The organism is Sphingomonas epibiotica (assembly GCF_039615155.1).
Classification (GTDB): domain Bacteria; phylum Pseudomonadota; class Alphaproteobacteria; order Sphingomonadales; family Sphingomonadaceae; genus Sphingomonas.
Genome location: NZ_JBDGHY010000001.1, coordinates 527,164 through 546,211 on the forward strand (window position 1 = coordinate 527,164; position 19,048 = coordinate 546,211).

Here is a 19,048-nt window from a genome sequence, read left to right on the forward strand (position 1 = left end):
CGGTGGCGAATTATTACGACAAATGCAAGCGTCCGTAACAAAGGGGCCAGGGCTTTTATGCGGCGGGACGCCCCCGTGCCATTCCCGGACGCTTCGCGGGCACCGGCCCCGACGATTCGCGCACGATCAGTTCATGGTCGAGCACACGATCCTCGCCCGCGCCATCCTGACCCATGCGGCGATCGCGGATTTCGGCCAACAGCATCTCGACCGCCGCCTCGGCCATTGCCGCGATCGGCTGGCGGATCGTGGTGATCTCGGGCCAGGTGGTGGTCGCAAGAGAGGTATCATCGAACCCGACGATGCTCAAATCCTCTGGCACATGCAGCCCGCGCCGATGCGCGACGCTGATCGCCGCTGCCGCCATGTCGTCGTTGCAGGCGAAGATCGCGGTCGGGCGATCGTCGCGGTCGATCAGCTTCTCCCCGGCATCGATCCCCGATCGGAAGGTGAAATAACCCTGCTCAACCGGCATGTCGGCCAGATCGAGTCCCGCCGCTTCGATCGCCGCAACGAAGCCACGCCAGCGCTCGGCGCTCGACCCGTTATTGGGATCGCCGCGCACGAAGCCGATCCGGCGATGGCCGAGGTCGATCAGATGCTGGGTCATCGCCTGCGCCGCCGCGCAGTCGTCGATCCGCACCGATGCGCGTCCCGGCTGCGCCATTCCGACCGCGACCGCCACCGAAGGCGTGCCGGCGGCGTCGAGTTCGTCGCGGACCGGCATCGAATCCGACAGCGGCGGCGGCAGGATCACTCCCTGTACCGCCGTCGATGCGAAGCGCCGCGCGCCCTCCGCCTGTTCCTCGGCGCTGTCGCCCTCGCAAGGTTCGAGGACGAGATGACAGCCGACCTTGCGCGCGCCCTCCAGCGCCCCGATCAGGAAGTTCGACAGATAGGCGAGCGATGGATTGGCGTAGAGCAGCCCGATCTGTGCCGCCTCCCCCGCCGCCAGACTGCGGGCGGCGGTGTTGGGCCAATAATTCAGCTGCTCGATCGCCGCCAAAACCGCCTCGCGTGTCGACTGGCGAACATTGGCACCGCCATTGACGACGCGCGACACGGTCATCGCCGACACGCCCGCCGAACGCGCGACGTCCTGCACGGTAATGCTGCCACCGCTGCGACGACTTGGCTTTTCCATGGATAAAAACCGCTCCCTTGCCGCAATGCTTATGGCGCGAAACGGGCGAATGCAAATCGTGCGATCGGTTGACGGCCCGGGGCGGGAAAGATAGCTGATAGCGCTACCAAATAGCGGCGGCGGGTGAACCGGATGCCGCATGTCCCGGGAGAGAGAATGTGACCCTAGCGCCCAAGCCCGTTCGCATCGCGCTCGCCTGTCTGCTGGCGACCGCCGCGACCGGCACCGTCGTCGCGCAGACCCGTCCCAACCGACCGGCTTCGGCCGAGCGCATGCTGTACAAGGACGCCTCGCAACCCGTCGCCGCGCGCGTTGAGGACCTGCTGCGCCGCATGACGCTGGAGGAAAAGGTCGCGCAGATGATCGGCATCTGGGAAAAGAAGCGCGACATCCAGGACGCGAAGGGCAATTTCTCGGCGGCGAAGGCCGCGCGCGCCTTCCCCAACGGCCTGGGTCAAATTACCCGCCCGTCGGACAAGCGCGGCGTCACCGCCGGCAACAATGCGGCGGGCGTGACCGCCGATGCCGTCAACCGCACCGCGCAGGAAACCGCCGACTATATCAACGCCGCGCAGCGCTGGGCGGTCGAGCAGACCCGGCTCGGCATTCCGCTCATCATGCATGAGGAAGCGCTGCACGGTTATGTCGCGCGCGGTGCCACCAGCTTCCCACAGTCGATCGCGCTGGCATCGTCGTGGGACCCGGCGCTGGTCGAGCGCGTGTTCGGCGTGGCCGCGCGCGAGATGCGCGCACGCGGTGCCAATCTCGCGCTCGCCCCCGTCGTCGACGTCGCGCGCGATCCGCGCTGGGGCCGGATCGAGGAAACCTATGGCGAGGATCCGCATCTGGTCGGCGAGATGGGCCTTGCCGCGATTCGCGGGTTCCAGGGTACCACCCTGCCGCTGGCGCCCAACAAGGTCATGGTCACGCTCAAGCACATGACCGGCCATGGCCAGCCCGAGAACGGCACCAATGTCGGCCCGGCCAACATCTCCGAACGCACGCTACGCGAGAATTTCTTTCCGCCGTTCGAACGCGCGGTGAAGGAACTGCCAGTGCAGGCGGTGATGGCGTCGTACAACGAGATCGACGGCATCCCCAGCCATGCCAACAAATGGCTGCTCGACGACGTGCTGCGTCGCGAATGGGGCTATAAGGGATCGGTGGTCAGCGACTATTTCGCGATCAAGGAACTCAATACCCGCCACAAGATGTATGGCACCGATAGCGCCGCCGCCGGCCGCCGCGCGCTCGACGCCGGGGTCGATATGGAGCTGCCCGACGCCGATGGGTGGTCGACGCTGGCCGCGATGGTGAAGTCGGGACAGGTGCCGCAGGAACAGGTCGACAATGCCGTCCGCCGCATCCTGACCATGAAGTTCCAGATGGGGCTGTTCGAAAACCCCTATGCCGACGCCCGCACCGCCGAAGCGAAGACCGCGACCCCCGACGCGATCGCGCTGGCCCGCGAAGCCGCCGTGCGCTCGATGGTGCTGCTCAAGAACCGGAACGATTTGCTGCCGCTCGACCCGGCCAAGGTCGGCAAGATGCTGGTCGTCGGCACGCATGCTCGCGACACCCCGATCGGTGGCTATTCGGACGTGCCCCGCCATGTCGTCAGCGTGCTGGAGGGGATGCAGCAGGCTGCACAGGGCCGCTTCGCGGTCGACTATGCCGAGGGCGTGCGCCTCACCCGCAGCCGGCAATGGGCCGGCGACAAGGTCGATCTGGTCCCGCCGGCCGAGAACGCGCCGCTGATCGAGGAAGCGGTGCGCAAGGCGGCATCGGCCGACACGATCCTGCTGGTGCTGGGCCAGAACGAGCAGTTGAGCCGCGAGGCGTGGGCCGACCAGCATCTCGGCGACCGGCAGAAGCTCGACCTGATCGGCGAGCAGAACGAACTGGCGCGCCGGTTGTTCGCGACCGGCAAGCCGGTGGTGGTCGTGCTGCTCAACGGCGGGCCGCTGGCGGCGACCTATCTGGAGGCCAATGCTCCGGCGATCGTCGAGGGCTGGTATCTGGGACAGGAGACCGGCAATGCCGTCGCCGATGTCGTGCTCGGCCGCGCCAATCCCGGCGGCAAGCTGCCGGTGTCGGTGCCGCGCAGCGAGGGGCAGTTGCCGATCTTCTACAATCACAAGCCGACGTCACGGCGCGGCTATTTGTTCGACAGCACCGCCCCGCTCTATCCGTTCGGCTATGGCCTGTCCTATACCAGCTTCGACGTCGGCGCGCCGCGGCTCGCCAAGGCGACGATCGGCCGGGACGAAACGGTGCGCGTGTCGGTCGACGTCGCCAACACCGGTCGCCGTGCCGGGGACGAGGTCGTGCAGCTCTATGTTCGCGACGATGAGGCGACGGTCACCCGTCCGGTGCTCGAACTCAAGCATTTTCAGCGGGTGACGCTGCAACCGGGCGAAAAGCGGACGGTGATCTTCGACCTGAAACCCGCCGACCTCGCCTTCTGGAATGTCGACATGCACCGCGTCGTCGAACCCGGCACCTTCACGATCAGCGCGGGCAACAGCTCGACCGCGTTGAAGACGGCGACGCTGACGGTCCGCTAATCGATAGCGTATCCCCTCCCCTTACCGGGGAGGGGCCTTACTGGTCGTCCGCCGCGCAATAGCCGCGGATGAACGCCCGATGCGTCGGCATATAGTCCGCCGATGCCTGAATTGCGTCGCGAATATGCGCCAACCGCGCGCGCGTCTCGTCGAGCGACAGCGTTTCGGCGATCGGATCATAACCGTCCGGCCGCATCCCCTGCCCGTTCATCACCGCGAACCAACTGGTATCGTTGAACAGTTCCTCATTCTCGCGGAAGGTACGGCCATGGGTGCGGAACACCCGCATCTTTTCCGCCAATCGCTCGGGCACCGCCATCGTCCGGCAATGCCGCCAGAAATCCGAATCGTCGCGCTCGGTCGCGTGATAATGCAGGATGATGAAGTCGCGGATCTCTGCATATTCGGTCGACAGTATGCGGTTGTAGCGCTCGATCTCGGGGCTGCGGAAGCGTCGGTCGGGAAACATCGCCATCAACCGCGACAGACCCGACTGGATCAGCCAGATGCTGGTCGATTCGAGCGGTTCGAGGAACCCCGACGACAGTCCGATCGCGACACAATTCTTGATCCACATCTGATCGCGATGGCCAGCGCGGAACGGCACGAAACGCGGTTCGGCGAGCGGCTCGCCGTCGAGATTGGCGAGCAGGATCGCCGTCGCCTCGTCGTCGCTCATATGCGCGCTGCTGAACACATGGCCGTTGCCGATGCGGTGCTGCAACGGGATGCGCCATTGCCAGCCGGCGCGCCGTGCGGTCGAGCGGGTGAACGGCGCCATCGCCTCGGTCCCCGCGCAGGGCACCGCCACCGCGCGGTCGCAGGGCAGCCAGTGCGACCAGTCGACGAAGCGTGCGCCCAGCGTCTGTTCGATCAGCAGCCCACGAAACCCCGAACAGTCGATGAACAGGTCGCCCTCGATCCGCCGGCCGTCCGCCAGCACCACCGCATCGACGAAACCGTCCTCGGGGCGAAGCGCGACGCGCTCGATCCGCCCTTCCTGCCGCACGACGCCGCGCGCCTCGGCATAGCGGCGCAGATAGCGGGCATAGAGCGCCGCATCGAAGTGATAGGCATAGGCGATGTCGCTGAGCGGTGAATTGCCGGCATCGATCGGGCGCATGAACTTGCCCCGTTCACTGGCCATCGCCTGCAGCGACCATGGCTCGATCGTCGGCGCCTCGCCCAGCGCGTGCAACCGCAGCCAATAGGCATGGAACGAGATGCCGTTCATGTTGATGCCGTAGCTGCCGAACGGATGGAAATAGCGGTGGCCGATCCGCGTCCAGTCGACGAATTCGATGCCCAGCTTGAAACTACCCTGCGTCTCGCGCAGGAACTCGGCCTCGTCGATGCCCAGCATCCGGTTGAAGGTCGCCATTTGCGGGATGGTCGCCTCGCCCACCCCGACCGTACCGATCGCGTCCGATTCGACCAGCGTGATCTCGCAATAGTCGGTGGTCAGCAGCTTGGCGAAGGTGGCAGCCGCCATCCAGCCCGCCGTCCCGCCGCCGACGATGACGATCCGGCGGATACGATCATCACTCATGCTGCGGTCCGTCCGCGGGTCGGCAGCATCGCGTCTGCGAACGCCCATTCACGCCATTCCATTTTCTAGGATTCCGTTTCGTTGGTTGCACAGGAGCGGGCATCGGGCGCACGGTCGGCGACACTTTTGCAACACATACGCACTTATTCAATATAGCTCACTTCCTAAGCTATTGCTCCATCACAAGCTTCTCCCCTAAGCCAAACCCCGAACCAAAAATGCGCGTCGTAATGATAGCGCTACCATATTCCGGGGAGGAAGTTCTACGTGCCATTCCACGCAACCCATTCGTCGTACGGTGATCGGTCGCTCGCCGTCGCGCTGAAGGCCGGCGCGTCGCTCGTCGCGCTATGCCTTGCCGCACCGACGCTTGCCCAGACCGCCGCTGGCGACGTCTCGCAAAGCTCGATCGCGCCGGGAACCGACAACGCTGACAACCAGGCCGAACCGACCCAGGCCCCCGACGACGGCACCGCACCTGACATCGTTGTCACCGGTTTTCGCCAGTCGCTGTCGAGCGCACAGGGGATCAAGCGCAATTCGGATGTGATCGTCGACTCGGTCACCGCCGAGGATATCGGCGCGCTGCCCGACCGTTCGGTCACCGAAACGCTGCAACGCATCCCCGGCGTGTCGATCAACCGCTTTGCCGCCGGCGTCGACCCCGACCATTTCTCGGTTGAGGGGTCGGGCGTGGTCGTGCGCGGCCTCACCTATGTCCGCTCCGAATTTAACGGCCGCGACGCCTTCTCCGCCGGGAACAGCGGCGGGCTGAGCTTTGCCGACGTGCCGTCCGAACTGCTCGGCGGGGTCGACGTGTTCAAATCACCTTCGGCCGACCGGATCGAGGGCGGCATCGCCGGCGTCGTCAACCTGCGCACGCGCAAGCCGTTCGATCAGAAGGGCCTGCTCGTCTCTGCCAATGCCGAGATGAATTACGGGGAGTTTGCGAGAAAGGGCGCACCGTCGCTGTCGGCGCTGGTCAGCAACCGCTGGCAGACCGGGATCGGTGAATTCGGCCTGCTGGGCTCGATCAGCTATTCGCAGCTTTACACACGCGCCGACCGGCTCGGCATCTCGTCGTTCCGCGTGCGCCCGATCTATTCAGACGGCACCCGCAACGACGTCGTCGCGTTCGACGGCGCGACCCAGACCGGCGAAGGACTGTTCCCGCGCGGGGCGGTGATGGGCAGCCAGGACTTCAACCGCGAACGCTATGGCTATTCCGCCGCCGCCCAGTGGCGGTCGAACGATGGCTCGATCGAGGCGACCGCGCAGTTCCTGCGCTCCGACGCGCGACAGGCGTGGAACGAACGCACCATCGAGATCGCGACCGACAACGTCACGACCAACGGCGACTCGCGCGCCCGCGCCGGCACGACGCTGAACTTCGACGATAGCGGCCTGTTCGAAAGCGGCATCATCACCGCGCCGACCGGCTGGCGCGCCGACCAGCAGGGCCTCGACCCGCGTACCCCGGCGTCGGGGCTGCAGTCGAACAACCAGGGTCGCGAACAGATTTCGAAGAACGTCACCACCGACTATTCCTTCAATCTGAAATGGGACGTCAGCAGCCGGCTCGGCCTGAACCTCGATTACCAGCACGTCGTCTCGGCCAACCGCACCGTCGATAACGGTCTGTGGACTTCCAGCTATCAGGACGCGCAGATCCGCCTGAACGGAAAGGGTATTCCGGAGGTAAGCTTCATCGCACCGCAGACCTGCGACACGACCTGTGTCGGCACCCCGGGGACCGACGTCTATCCGACCTATTTCAGCGGCACGCACCAGAGCTTCATCGATCCGTACAACACCTTCTATCGATCGGCGATGGACCATGCCGAGGAATCGGACGGCAATTCGGACGCGGTGCGGCTCGACCTAGAATACAGCTTCCCCGAATCGGGCTTCCTCCGCGCGGTCCGCGCCGGCGGTCGCTTCGCACAGCGTGATACGGTGTCGCGTTTCTCGGCCTACAATTGGGGCGTGCTGTCCGAACAATGGGGCAATAACGGCCCGGTCTGGCTGACCGACAATGTCGATGGCGATCCGACCACCGACGGCGGCGCGCCGCTGAACGTGACGCAGCCATTCTTCTACAATAACTTCCTGCAGGGTCGCACGCCCAGCCCCGCCGGCCCCGGCCGCCTGTTCTATTCGGGGCGTCCGGCCAGCAATCTCGAACAATATCGTGAGCTGGGCTTGCTGATCGGCCGCGAATGGCAACCGGGCACGACCTGCGCCGATGGCCGCGCCATCAACGCCGGGTGGAACCCGCTCAACCAGCGCTGCGACGTGGTGCCCGGCACCGACTATCTGCGCGGCGAGGTCAATCCGCAGACCGAGCGCAACAAGGCCGCCTATGTCATGGCGCGGTTCGACACCGAATTCGGCAATGGGTGGAAGCTGAACGGCAATGTCGGCGTCCGCTACACCAGCACGCAGCGGATCAGCCAGGGGTTCCAGTCCTTCCCGACCGTCACGTCGCTACCGACCGCGGCGCAGTGTTCGGAAGCGATCGGTCAGGTGAACGCTGGCGAAACCGGCGCGACCGTCCCCGCCTTCTGCGCATTGCCGAGCGCCCAGCAGACAAGCTATCAGAATTTCCTGAACGGTGCCGTCGTCGCCAACAATGTCGACCTGACCTATGACTATTGGCTGCCGAGCCTCAACGTCCGGCTCGAGGTCGGCAACGGCCTGCAATTCCGTGCCGCTTATGGCAAGGGCGTGTCGCCGCCGTCGCCGGGTCTGGTGCGCAACTATTATACCGTGGGTCTCACCACCCAGTCGCAGCTCGACAGCACCGGTGCGCAGGTTCCGATCGTCGTCAATCCCGACGGCACCCTGCCCCCGAACCAGGTGCAGGTGTTCGGCCAGTTCAACGCCGGCAACCCGTATCTGCTGCCGACCGAGGCCGACAGCTTCGACCTGACCGGCGAATGGTATTTCTCGCGCGTCGGATCGATCACCGTGTCGGGCTTCTACAAGCGGCTGAGCAAGGTGCTGACCAACGATACCCAGCGTCAGACCTTCACCAACAATGGCGAGAGTTTCGAGGCGATCGTCACCACCCCGGTCAATTCGGACGCAACCGGTCACATCCGCGGGGTCGAGGTCGGCTATCAACAGACCTACGACTTCCTGCCGGGCGCGTTGAAGGGGCTGGGGTTGCAGGCCAACTACACCTTCATCAGCAGCTCGGGCGTGCCGCAGGCGGTACTGTCCGCGACCGACCCGGCGGTCGCTGCCGGGCAGCAGCCGACGATCACCGGAACCAACTTCCCGTTGCAGGGGCTGTCAAAGCACCAGTTCAACATCACCCCGTTCATCGACATCGGGATATTGTCGCTGCGGGCGTCGTATAACTGGCGGTCCGACTATCTGCTGACGTTGCGCGACGTCATCACCCCGTTCGATCCAATCTTCCAGCGGGCTTATGGTCAGATGGACGCATCGGCGTTCGTGCAGGTCACGCCGCAATTCCGTATCGGTATCCAGGGTGTGAACCTGACCAATGCGATGACGGTCACCGAAGCTGCCGTGGCGGACCAGAATGATGCGATCCGGCGCGTGCCGCGGCAATGGTATGTGAATGACCGTCGCTACTCGATCGTCGCGCGCATGAATTTCTGAGGTCGTTCGGAACGTGAAAACGAAAACGCCGCCGGGGCAACCCGGCGGCGTTTTTGTTCGTTCGTTTCGGGCGACCGGGTCAGGGCTGACGCCGCGATCTCCGCCGCCGACCGTACGACCGTAGTGATCAGCGCGACGTCAGCAGCACCGCGTTCGACCGGTCGAGCATCCGCAGTCCGCGGCGCGCCACGTCATGGGCGCTGGCGACCTGATCCGATGGCATCAGCAGCGATGCATCTTCGCCGGCCAGCACGCGCGTGTACAGCACACGCGCCGCATCGGGACGGTCGGTCATCGCATAGACGGCGGCGAGGTTCAGCAGCACCTGCGGTTCGCGACTTCCCGCGCGGGCGTCGCGCTCCAATGCGCGTTCCGCGGCCGGGAGGTTACCGGCAGCAATGGCGGCGTGCGCATATTGCGCATCCTGGGCGTTCGCGCTGGCGGCGATCCCCATGGCCGCCAGCGCCGGGGCAAGCAGTACGAGCGTTCCGAATCGCATGATATCATCTCCACTTTGTTACATCGTGATGACATCAATGTTTCACTTTTAAGACGGCTCCGCAAGACGGGCATAAAAAAAGGGGCGGCCGAAGCCGCCCCTTTGCGAAACAGTGTTATGCGCGACTTAGAAGTCGGCGCGATACTGTTCGTTGCCGACGAAGCCGAGCTTCGTAACGTTCGCCCGCTTCACGATCGCCAGCACGCCGTCGACCACTTCGTACCGCGCCGTGGCGTCAGGCTGGAAGTGGAGTTCGGGCTGCGGGTTCATCGCCACGGTCTGGTCGAGATACTGGGTCAGCGTGACCTCGTCGACCGGCGTACCGTTCCAGAAGGTCTGACCCTGCGCGTTGATCGCGATCTTGTTCTTGACCGGGTCGACATTCTCGCGCGGCCGGTTGTCCGGCTGCGGCAGATCGACCTTCACCGCGTGGCTCTGGATCGGGATGGTGATGATGAACATGATCAGGAGCACGAGCAGCACGTCGATCAACGGCGTCGTGTTCATGTCCATCATCGGTTCGTCGTCTGCGCGACCGCCACCACTCATTGCCATGTCAGGCTACTCCTATTGACGCGCGCGCGGCGTGGTATTGGGGTCCGGTTCGGAGATGAACCCGACCTTCGTGAACCCCGCCGATTGCATCGTGTAGATCGTACCGCCGATGCAGCGATACGGCGTATTCACGTCGCCGCGGATATGCACTTCGGGCAGTTCGAGGTTCGGGTTGCCGACGCCACCCTGACGGGCGACTTCGTCTTCCAGCTTCTTGACCGCGCGGGTCCGCAGCTCGTCCGCATTGACGCGGGTGAGACCCCAATAGACGGCGCACTGTCCGTCGAGGCCCTGCACCGAAAGCGACACGTTTTCGGGCTTGGTCGTCGTCGGTTCGAACACGACCTTCGGGACCTTGAGGCCGCTCACCTGCTGCACCACGACCGGAACCGCGATCAGGAAGATGATCAGCAGCACGAGCATGACGTCCACGAGCGGCGTGGTATTGATGTCCGAGAGGGGGGCTTCATCGCCGCCGCCGCCAACACTCATCGCCATGAGGCTATCCTATCCACTTATACTCAATCGAACCGCCGGGACCGGAGACGACCCCGGCGGTGTCAGCGTCGGATCAGACGCGCGGCGCGGTCGGCACGCCACCGGCCTGGCCGGCGGTGGTGCTGCCGGTCGCCGGCTTGGCGACGGGCGCCGGGCCGCGAGCGGCGACGGTCGGACGAACCGCACCGTTCGAAGCGAGATAGCCGAGCACGTCGTTCGAGAAGGCCGACAGGTCTTCCGCGATCGACTTGTTGCGGCGCTGCAGCCAGTTGTAGGCGAGCACGGCCGGAACCGCGACGACCAGACCGATGGCGGTCATGATGAGCGCTTCACCGACCGGACCGGCGACGTCGCCGATGGCGGCCTGACCGGCGGCGCCGATCTTCACGAGCGCGCGGTAGATGCCGACCACGGTACCGAACAGACCGACGAACGGCGACGTCGCGCCGACGGTCGCGAGGAAGGCGAGGCCGCCGTTGAGCTTCGAGTTGATCGCCGCTTCCGAGCGGGCCAGCGAGCCGTGCAGCCAGTCATGCGCCTCGACCGGATCGGTCAGCTTGCCGTGCTGGTCCTGCGCCGCGAGGCCGTCGTCGACGATCTGGCGATAGGCCGAGTTCTTGTCGAGCTTGGCGGCGCCTTCGCGCAGCGAGTTCGACTGCCAGAAGGTGGCGCGGACGCGCTTCGCCTGGTTCATAATCTTCTGCTGTTCGAACAGCTTGGTGAAGAGGATGTAGAACGAACCGACCGACATGATGACCAGGATGCCCAGCGTGCCGAACGCGATCGCGCCGCCCTGCTGAAGCGCTTCCCAGAAGCCGAAGTTCGGAGCCCCGGCGGGCGCGCCGGCGGCAAGGATGGTGAGCATCGGATAGTTTCCTTAGAGCTGATTATGTTCTTGAAGAATTATGCCCCGGACCGCCTCGCGACATATTTGCCACGAGGCACCCGGTTTTACCGGTCGGCCGGCAACTGCCAGCGTACGCGACGCGACGAACTCGAACGGATCGGGTTACCCGACTGATCAAGCGCCGGCGAGTAACGGGCGCGGCGTTGCAGGGCCGAGCACGCGGCTCGATCCAACGCGGCCGAACCGCTCGACGACGTCACGCGGCAATTCTCGACGCGACCCTGGGCGTTGATGTCCCACGAGATCGCGGTCACACCTTCGTCGCCGCTGTTCAGCGCCGAAGCGGGATAGTCTTCCTGCGTGATCCACTGCGACGGGTCGCCCTTCGCACCAGCGGCCTTGCTGATCACCGGAGCCGGCGGCGCAGGGGGCGCAACCGGTGCCGGCGGCGCAGGCGGACCAGCGGTCGGGATCGGCGCGTAGGTCGGCGGCGGCGTCGTCACCGTCTGCATCACCACCGGCGGCGGTGCCTGCGTCTGGACGATCGGCGGCGGCGTCACGACCGGCGGCGGCGACTGCGGCTGCGGCTGATCAGGCGGCGGCGGGGGAGGAGGAATCTCCTCGGGCGGGGGTGGCGGCTCCTCGACGTCGAACGTCTCGGTATCCTCAGTCACCTTCTTCACATATTTATAGGCAAGGCCGGAGATGAACGCATACCCGATCACAACGTGGAGAATCCCCACGATGATCAGAGCGACGATCCGGCCACTACCTGCTTTTTGGTCAGCGTAAGCCATTCAGCAACCAAACTCCTCTAGCCCGGTACATTGGGTCGGTCCGTCCGGCGAAACCGGCACGCAACGACCGTCGTGTCCGGGGCTACGCGGCATTCCGGACGCGATTGTCTATCGCGGCCTTTTAAACGACGCAAACGCTTTGTCGGACGAAACAATCGTACAATCGTGCCATTACCGAAATAAGTCTGTAACCACGCATTTGCGGGCATTATGATCGGGTCGATGAAACGCTCCTTCCCCGTCGCGACCGCTATGTCGCTGTTTTTGATCGGGTGCGCCCCGGTCATCGCGCGCCAGAACGGCACCGCCGATGTTATCGCTACCGAATCATCCGGCCCACCCTATGCGCAGCTCGCCAGACTGGCGCTCGACGGCGATATCGTACTCGACGCGACGATTCGCTCCGCAGCGCTCATTCCGGCAGCGGAAGCGGTCGGCCTCGCCCCGGGGCATGTCCGGTTCTACGTCACAGCCGATGTCGGCGCGCTGATCCGCGCGAACGGCCCCCTGCCGGCGCGGGTCGGGTATCTGGTCGACGTGCCGTTCGATCCGCGCGGTCGCGCACCGAATCTCAAGCGGCAGCGGGTCGTCGCTTTCGCCCGCGCCGTAGCCGGGCGTCCCGATCAGGTACAATTGCTTACCCCCGACTCACAATTTCCTTGGACGCCCGCGCTCGACCAGCGGGTGCGCGGCGTCGTGCGCGACGTGATCGCCCCTGATGCCCCGCCGGCGGTGACCGGGATCGGCAATGCCTTCCATGTTCCGGGTACCTTGCCCGGCGAGGGTGAGACGCAAATCTTTCTCAAGACCGCGAACGGCAACCCGGTGTCGCTGCTGATTCTGCGGCGGCCGGGCGAGGAGAAACGCTGGGCGTTGTCGCTAGGCGATATCATCGACGAAGCCGGCGGTGCCCCGCAGCGCGATACGCTGGCATGGTATCGGCTGGCGTGCGGCCTGCCGGAGACGCTGCCCGACACCAGCCTCCAGTCGCAGGACGAAGAAAATGCGACGATCGCGCGCGAAGACTATGCATTTGTGCGGGAGCAGCTCGGCCGGTGCGACGACGGCCGGGGCCGCTGATCGATCAGCGCCCGAGATGGACGAAGTCGCGTTCGAACCGCACCAGCCCGGCCCCGCCATCCACGAATAGCACTTGCCCGGTCGAGGCGGTGGCGTTGGCGAGGAACAGCACCGCATCGGCGACCTGATCGGCGGTCGGCAGGCGTTCGAGCGGCATCATCGCCGCCAGACGTTCCAGTTGGTCGGCGTCGTAATCGTCGGTGGCGATGGTCAGTCCCGGCGCCACGCCGTTGACGCGAACCGACGGCGCCAGCGCCAGCGCCAGCGTCCGTGTCGCCTCGGCAAGTGCCTGTTTCGACAGGGTATAGGCCAGCTGGTCGCGGTGCGGATGGGCGATCCGTTGATCGAGGATGTTGACGACCGCCGACCCGCCCTGCCCCGCCAATGCCGTGGCGAGGACGAACGGCGCAGCGGCGTTGACGGCAAAATGCGCGGTCAGCGACTGGGCCGCAGGGTAGCTGTCGTCATCGGCGCGAAAGCAGGACGCATTGTTGACCAGCAGATCGACCGGCCGGCCGAATCGATCCGCCACCTGCGGGACAAGCGATGCGACCGCCGCCGCATCGGCGAGATCGGCAACGAACAATTCATGTCGCGCCGACCCGATCCCGGCGACGACCGCAGGATCGGGCTCGCGCGGAGCGCTAGCATGCAGCGCGACGTCATATCCGGCCTGTGCCAGCCGGACCGCAATATGGCCGCCAAGCCGACGATAGCTGCCGGTGACCAGCGCCAGCGGGCGGCTCACCGCCGGTGCCGGACCATGGTCACGCCAATCGATTCGCCGGCTTCGGCAATCGCCAGCTTCACGATGCGAATCATTACCCGCTGCACCCGGGGATCGGACAGGAAGAGCGTGTCGACGATGTGATCTGCCACGCCCTCAATAAGGGTAAAATGTACCCCCTGCGGCAACGCGTCGGTCGCGGCGTGCTTCAGGTCCATATAGCTCTTCGATGCCGACAGCGGCGTGTCCGGCGCGAAGCGTTCAGGGCAGTCGAGATCGACCGTCATCGAAATCCGCAGCGGTTGCGGCAGGTGGGTCTCCTCCGAATAAATGCCGGTCAGGACATTCACCTCGATATCGTGGACTTCGAGTTGGAGCGAATCGCGCAAGCGGCACCTGTCATCAGCTGGGAATATTGGCGCGATAGCAGACGCCGTCGCCGGCGAAAGCAGGCCGGCCGCGAATCTTGCCCCTTGTACCTGTCCGTCGTGGCGGTACAGGCGCGCATCCCGATAGGATTGGACCCCGCATTTGTCCGAATTGCGCCCGCTTGCCACCATTGCCCTTGCCGACGTCGAAGCGTTGCTCGACGCGGCGTTCGGGACCGACCGGCATCAGCGAACCGCCTATCGGGTGCGCGTCGGGCTGCAACCGATCGGAGCGCTCAGCCTCGCCTGGGTCGAGGGCGATCGGCTGACCGGCTGTATCCAGTGCTGGCCAGTACAGCTGAACAGCGATGACGGGCACGCCGTGCCGATGGTGATGGTCGGGCCGGTCGCGGTCGCGCCCGATCGGCAGGGGACCGGCATCGGACAACAGCTTATGGCGGCATCGATCGCGGCAGCGGGCGACGATGCGCCGCTGATGCTGATCGGCGATCCCGAATATTATGGCCGCTTCGGCTTCGATGCGGCGCGGACCGGCGGCTGGCGGATGCCGGGGCCGTACGAGCAGCGGCGCTTGCTGGCGCGTGGCGCGGTGCCAGAATGCAGCGGGATGATGGGGCCGCGCGTCACGCTGGCGGCGTGAACCCCTTGTCGCGGGCGCGCGGTCCAAGCTAACGGACGGCCATGCCGATGCAGCCCCCCGCAGATTTCGCCTCGCTTTCGCTGGCCGAGGTCGCCCGCCTTGCCGCCGAAGCCAAATTGCCGCCGGTCGAACGCTGGAACCCGACGCATTGCGGCGACAGCGAGATGCGGATCGCCGCCGACGGCAGCTGGTATCATCAGGGCAGCGCGATCACGCGCGGCGAGATGGTGCGGTTATTCTCGACGATCCTGCGGCGTGAGGACGACGGATCATACGTCCTGGTGACGCCGGTCGAAAAACTGTCGATCGCGGTCGACGACGCCCCGTTCGTCGCCGTCGAGGCGAAGCTGTCGGGCGAAGGCGAACAGGGGCGGATCGCGTTCCGGTTGAATACCGATGAACTGGCGGTGGCGGACGCCGATCATCCGATCCGGATCGAGGGAAGCGACGCGGCGCCGCGCCCCTATCTGCGCGTGCGTGGCGGCATGGATGCTCTGATTGCGCGACCGGTCTTCTACGAACTGGTCGAGCGGTTGGCGACGGGACCGGACGGACGACGCGGGCTGTGGAGCGAGGGCGCGTTCTTTCCGTTCGAACCGGCATGACGCTGGCCGACCGGCTGCGTGCGCGGCTGGCGGATCCGGTCGCGCCGCTGCTGACCGGCGACCTGAACGGCGCGGCGCCGATGCCCGCGACCGGATGGCGGGCGGCGGCGGTGCTGATCGCGGTGACCGAGCGCGACGAACCGGGCGTATTGCTTACTCAGCGTACCGGCGACCTGCGCACCCATGCCGGGCAGGTAGCGTTTCCCGGCGGCAGCATCGATCCGGCGGACGGCGGCCCGGTGGCGGCTGCGCTGCGCGAGGCGGCGGAGGAGATCGCATTGCCGACCTCGGCAGCGACGGTGGTGGCGACGCTAGACCGTTATCATACCGTGACCGGGTTCGAGGTCGTACCGGTGCTGGCGACGGTGCCGGCCGACCTGCCGCTGGTCCCGGCGCCGCTGGAGGTCGAGGCGATCTTCGAGGTGCCGTTGCGACTGTTGCTCGATGCCGACAATTTCTCGGTCGGCAGTCGCTGGCACGAGGGCACCGAGCGATTCTATTACGAACTGATCTTCGGCGAGCGCCGCATTTGGGGTGCGACGGCGGCGATGATCCTCAATCTGGCGCGAAGACTGACATGGCCCTGACCGACACGCTCCCCGATGCCGACTGGATGCAACGTCCGGGTCTCGACCGGCTGGCCGAAGCGCTTGGCGCCGGCGACGGCGCGGCGCGCTATGTCGGCGGGGCGGTGCGCGACACGTTGCTGGGACTTCCAGTGTCCGACATCGACGTCGCGACGATCCATCCGCCGCAGGAGGTCGTACGCCGGCTGGAGGCGGCGGGGATCAAGGCGGTGCCGACCGGGATCGCCCACGGGACGATCACCGCGGTCGCCGATGGCACGGTCGTGGAAGTGACGACACTGCGTCGCGACGTGACCACCGACGGCCGCCATGCCGAGGTCGCCTTCACCGACGATTGGCAGGCCGATGCCGCGCGGCGCGACTTCACCATGAACGCCCTTTATGCCGATATGCAGGTTCACGCGCTGCACGATTATTTCGATGGCATCGCCGATCTGCGCGCCGGCCGGGTGCGGTTCATCGGCGATCCATTGCAGCGTATCGCCGAGGATCATCTGCGCATCCTGCGCTTCTTTCGCTTCCTCGCACGGTTTGGCGATGCGCCCGATGCCGAAGGTGTGGCCGCATGTATCGACCGGGCCAATGACCTGATGGCACTGTCGCGCGAACGGATCGCCGATGAGCTGCTCAAGCTGCTGGTCGCGCGTGATGCCGTCGCGGTGATGCGGTTGATGGTCGACCATGGCATCTGGACGCCGGTCCTGCCGGAGATCGATGCCGCCGCGGTCGAGCGTCTCGCCGCGCTGGCAGCCAGTGAAGCAGCCGCCGCCATCGCGCCCGATCCGATCCGTCGGCTTGCGGCGCTGCTTCGCATCGGCGATGCCGAAGCAGTCACCGCGCGGCTGAAATTGTCAAACGCGCATCGCAAGCGCATCGCGACCGCATTGGGGCAGGACGGTGCACAGCCGCCACAGGCGCTGGGATATCGGCTGGGCGTGGAAAGCGCGATCGACCGGTTGCTGCTGTCGGGCGAGATCGAGGAAGCGGCGGATCTGGTCGACTGGACCCGCCCTTCGCTGCCGCTGTCGGGCGGGGCGCTTGTCGAACGCGGCCTAGCGCGCGGCCCCGATGTGGCAAAGGCGTTGCGGGCAGTAGAGGATCGCTGGATCGTGGAAGGTTTCCCGGACGCGGTACGCACCTGCGCCATCGCCGACGAGGTGGTCGCTCAGGCGTTGCGCGCGACCAGCATCGCATAGGCCGCATCGGCCTCGATCGGCTTCGAATAAAAATAGCCTTGCCCGAAGGCGCAGCCAAGCGCGACGAGCGTCTGTTCCAGTTCCTGCGTCTCGATCCCCTCAGCCGTGGTCCGCATGCCCAGCGCTTGCGCCAGGCTCAGGATCGCGCGGACGATCGCCACCTTGTCGCGATCGGCGAGCATACCCGAGACGAAACTACGGTCGATCTTGAGCTTGTCGATCGGCAGCTTCTGCAGATAGGCGAGGTTCGAATAGCCGGTACCGAAATCGTCCATGGCGATTGTGGCGTGCATTTCCTTCAGCGCCAGCATCGTCTGCAACGTCCGGTCGGGGTCGACGATGAACGCGCTCTCGGTCAATTCGATGGTGAACCGGCTGCCCGGCATCTCGTGTCGCGCCAGCACATCGGCGAACATCGCGGCGATATCGTCGCGTTGCAATTGCACCGCCGACAGGTTCACCGCCATCTTGGCGTCGCACTGTCCGCCCCACTGCTGGTCCCACGCGGCAAGCGTCCGCGCCGCCTCATCCATTGCCCAGCGGCCGAGCGGCACGATCAGGCCCGATTCCTCCGCCACGGGAATAAATTCGACCGGCGAAATATCCTGTCCATCGGGCGTCCGCCACCGCGCTAGCGCCTCGAAGCTGTTGATGCGGCCGTTCGACAGGTCGTAGATCGGCTGGAACGCCAGCCGAAGCTGCCGTTCCTCGAGTGCGCTGCGCAGGCGGGTTTCAATCGAAAACTGGCTGCGGACGATGTCGAACAGATGCGGGCGATAGATTTCGGTCTGGCCGGTACGCTTCGACCGCTTGAGCGCGAACTGGGCATGGCGGATCAGATCTTCGGCCTCGTCATCGGCATCCTCGCCCAGCGCGATGCCGATCGAACAGTCGACCCGGATACTGAAATCGGACAGCTGAAACGGTTGGACCAGCGCCTGTTGCAGCCGCCCGGCGACAAGCATCGCATCGTCCGGCCCCTCGCGCAGCATCAGCAGCACCGCAAATTCGTCGCCGCCGGTCCGCGCCAGCACGTCGCATCCGCGCAACACGCCCTTCAACCGGCGCGCGACCGAAATCAGCAGCTCGTCGCCCGACAGCGACCCCATACAGGCATTGACGCGGCTGAACCGGTCGAGATCGATCGCCAGTACCGCATAGCGGGCACGATTGCCGCCCGATATCCCTTCGTCGACCAGATCGCCGAACCCCATGCGGTTGGCGAGGCCGGTCAGCGAATCGGTGTTCATCTCACGCCGCAGACTGGCCTCGGTACGCTGTTCGGCAGTCTGGTCGAGCAGGGTTATCAGGCAGCGGGGCCGTGCGACCGCTTCGGGACGCCGGGCGAGAGTCACGTCATAATAGCGGCTGTCGACCGAATCGCCGACCTGCAGCGACAGGCGGCACCGGGTTTCGGTCGATTGCAGGAAGGTCGCGATCTGTTCGCCGATCCCAGTCAACAGTGCCGCCTGCCCCGCGCCGACGAAACCGGCGGCACGAAAGGCGACGTTGCTGGCGCTGAACACCAACCGGCCCTCGACCAGCTGCGCGATCGCGGTCGGTGCCGGGATCAGGTCGAGCGCCCCCGGATCGGGCGCGTCCGATGGGCGCGGCACATGGGCAGGTTCCCCCGGGGCAGCCGCCGGACCGTCCGGAAATGGATGCGCCTTGAACGCTGAAAGGAACTGCCGACCGAAAGCCATTTGCCTCGCTATAGGGCGACAGTGGTTAAAAG

17 protein-coding genes are annotated in these 19,048 nt (G+C 65.6%); 7 read left to right on the forward strand and 10 right to left on the reverse strand.

The genetic code is table 11. The features are described from left to right. Positions 1–55: 55 nt before the first annotated feature. The gene (locus AAIO73_RS02485) at positions 56–1,144 is read right to left on the reverse strand and encodes a LacI family DNA-binding transcriptional regulator (RefSeq protein WP_345875999.1); all 1,089 of its coding nucleotides are present in this window, start codon (positions 1,142–1,144) and stop codon (positions 56–58) included. A gap of 272 nt (positions 1,145–1,416) precedes the next feature. Here AAIO73_RS02485 and AAIO73_RS02490 point away from each other — a divergent pair, with 272 nt between their 5' ends. Then, on the forward strand, positions 1,417–3,711 hold the full coding sequence (locus tag AAIO73_RS02490) for a glycoside hydrolase family 3 protein (protein ID WP_526023756.1): 2,295 nt from the start codon (positions 1,417–1,419) through the stop codon (positions 3,709–3,711). A 37-nt stretch (positions 3,712–3,748) separates the two neighbouring features. Here AAIO73_RS02490 and AAIO73_RS02495 read toward each other — a convergent pair whose 3' ends face one another. Next, a complete protein-coding gene (locus AAIO73_RS02495) occupies positions 3,749–5,260 on the reverse strand; it encodes a tryptophan halogenase family protein (RefSeq protein WP_345876003.1) in 1,512 nt (503 codons plus the stop codon). Between the two features lie 267 nt (positions 5,261–5,527). On the opposite strand from AAIO73_RS02495, the gene AAIO73_RS02500 reads away from it, so the two are divergent. After that, a complete protein-coding gene (locus tag AAIO73_RS02500) occupies positions 5,528–8,893 on the forward strand; it encodes a TonB-dependent receptor (protein ID WP_345876005.1) in 3,366 nt (1,121 codons plus the stop codon). A gap of 127 nt (positions 8,894–9,020) precedes the next feature. Here AAIO73_RS02500 and AAIO73_RS02505 read toward each other — a convergent pair whose 3' ends face one another. The 5 genes from AAIO73_RS02505 to AAIO73_RS02525 form a co-directional block, all read right to left on the reverse strand. Then, on the reverse strand, positions 9,021–9,392 hold the full coding sequence (locus AAIO73_RS02505; protein WP_345876006.1) for a tetratricopeptide repeat protein: 372 nt from the start codon (positions 9,390–9,392) through the stop codon (positions 9,021–9,023). A gap of 126 nt (positions 9,393–9,518) precedes the next feature. Further along, entirely contained in the window at positions 9,519–9,947 is a 429-nt protein-coding gene (locus tag AAIO73_RS02510) for an ExbD/TolR family protein (protein WP_242115616.1), read from the reverse strand. Between the two features lie 12 nt (positions 9,948–9,959). Beyond that, a complete protein-coding gene (locus AAIO73_RS02515; protein WP_242115617.1) occupies positions 9,960–10,445 on the reverse strand; it encodes an ExbD/TolR family protein in 486 nt (161 codons plus the stop codon). 73 nt (positions 10,446–10,518) lie between these two features. Further along, positions 10,519–11,310, reverse strand: a complete 792-nt coding sequence (locus tag AAIO73_RS02520) for a MotA/TolQ/ExbB proton channel family protein (protein WP_345876007.1) — start codon at positions 11,308–11,310, stop codon at positions 10,519–10,521. Between the two features lie 86 nt (positions 11,311–11,396). After that, entirely contained in the window at positions 11,397–12,089 is a 693-nt protein-coding gene (locus AAIO73_RS02525; protein ID WP_242115619.1) for an energy transducer TonB, read from the reverse strand. A 222-nt stretch (positions 12,090–12,311) separates the two neighbouring features. Here AAIO73_RS02525 and AAIO73_RS02530 point away from each other — a divergent pair, with 222 nt between their 5' ends. After that, positions 12,312–13,169, forward strand: coding sequence for a hypothetical protein (locus AAIO73_RS02530; protein WP_345876008.1), 858 nt, complete (start codon positions 12,312–12,314; stop codon positions 13,167–13,169). 4 nt (positions 13,170–13,173) lie between these two features. Here AAIO73_RS02530 and AAIO73_RS02535 read toward each other — a convergent pair whose 3' ends face one another. Further along, a complete protein-coding gene (locus AAIO73_RS02535; protein WP_345876010.1) occupies positions 13,174–13,917 on the reverse strand; it encodes an SDR family oxidoreductase in 744 nt (247 codons plus the stop codon). Then, entirely contained in the window at positions 13,914–14,285 is a 372-nt protein-coding gene (locus AAIO73_RS02540; protein ID WP_345876012.1) for a dihydroneopterin aldolase, read from the reverse strand. The genes AAIO73_RS02535 and AAIO73_RS02540 overlap by 4 nt, the downstream gene beginning before the upstream one ends. Positions 14,286–14,427: 142 nt before the next feature. On the opposite strand from AAIO73_RS02540, the gene AAIO73_RS02545 reads away from it, so the two are divergent. The 4 genes from AAIO73_RS02545 to AAIO73_RS02560 are packed head-to-tail and all read left to right on the forward strand — an operon-like array spanning position 14,428 to position 17,313. Further along, positions 14,428–14,925, forward strand: a complete 498-nt coding sequence (locus AAIO73_RS02545; RefSeq protein ID WP_345876013.1) for a GNAT family N-acetyltransferase — start codon at positions 14,428–14,430, stop codon at positions 14,923–14,925. A gap of 41 nt (positions 14,926–14,966) precedes the next feature. Further along, positions 14,967–15,530: a DUF1285 domain-containing protein gene (locus tag AAIO73_RS02550; RefSeq protein ID WP_345876014.1), complete on the forward strand. Its 564-nt coding sequence runs from the start codon at positions 14,967–14,969 to the stop codon at positions 15,528–15,530. Beyond that, a complete protein-coding gene (locus tag AAIO73_RS02555) occupies positions 15,527–16,117 on the forward strand; it encodes a CoA pyrophosphatase (RefSeq protein WP_345876016.1) in 591 nt (196 codons plus the stop codon). The genes AAIO73_RS02550 and AAIO73_RS02555 overlap by 4 nt, the downstream gene beginning before the upstream one ends. Next, on the forward strand, positions 16,108–17,313 hold the full coding sequence (locus AAIO73_RS02560; RefSeq protein ID WP_345876017.1) for a CCA tRNA nucleotidyltransferase: 1,206 nt from the start codon (positions 16,108–16,110) through the stop codon (positions 17,311–17,313). The genes AAIO73_RS02555 and AAIO73_RS02560 overlap by 10 nt, the downstream gene beginning before the upstream one ends. Here AAIO73_RS02560 and AAIO73_RS02565 read toward each other — a convergent pair. Beyond that, positions 17,283–19,016: a putative bifunctional diguanylate cyclase/phosphodiesterase gene (locus AAIO73_RS02565; RefSeq protein ID WP_345876019.1), complete on the reverse strand. Its 1,734-nt coding sequence runs from the start codon at positions 19,014–19,016 to the stop codon at positions 17,283–17,285. The two genes, AAIO73_RS02560 and AAIO73_RS02565, sit on opposite strands and share 31 nt — an antisense overlap. Positions 19,017–19,048 lie beyond the last annotated feature (32 nt).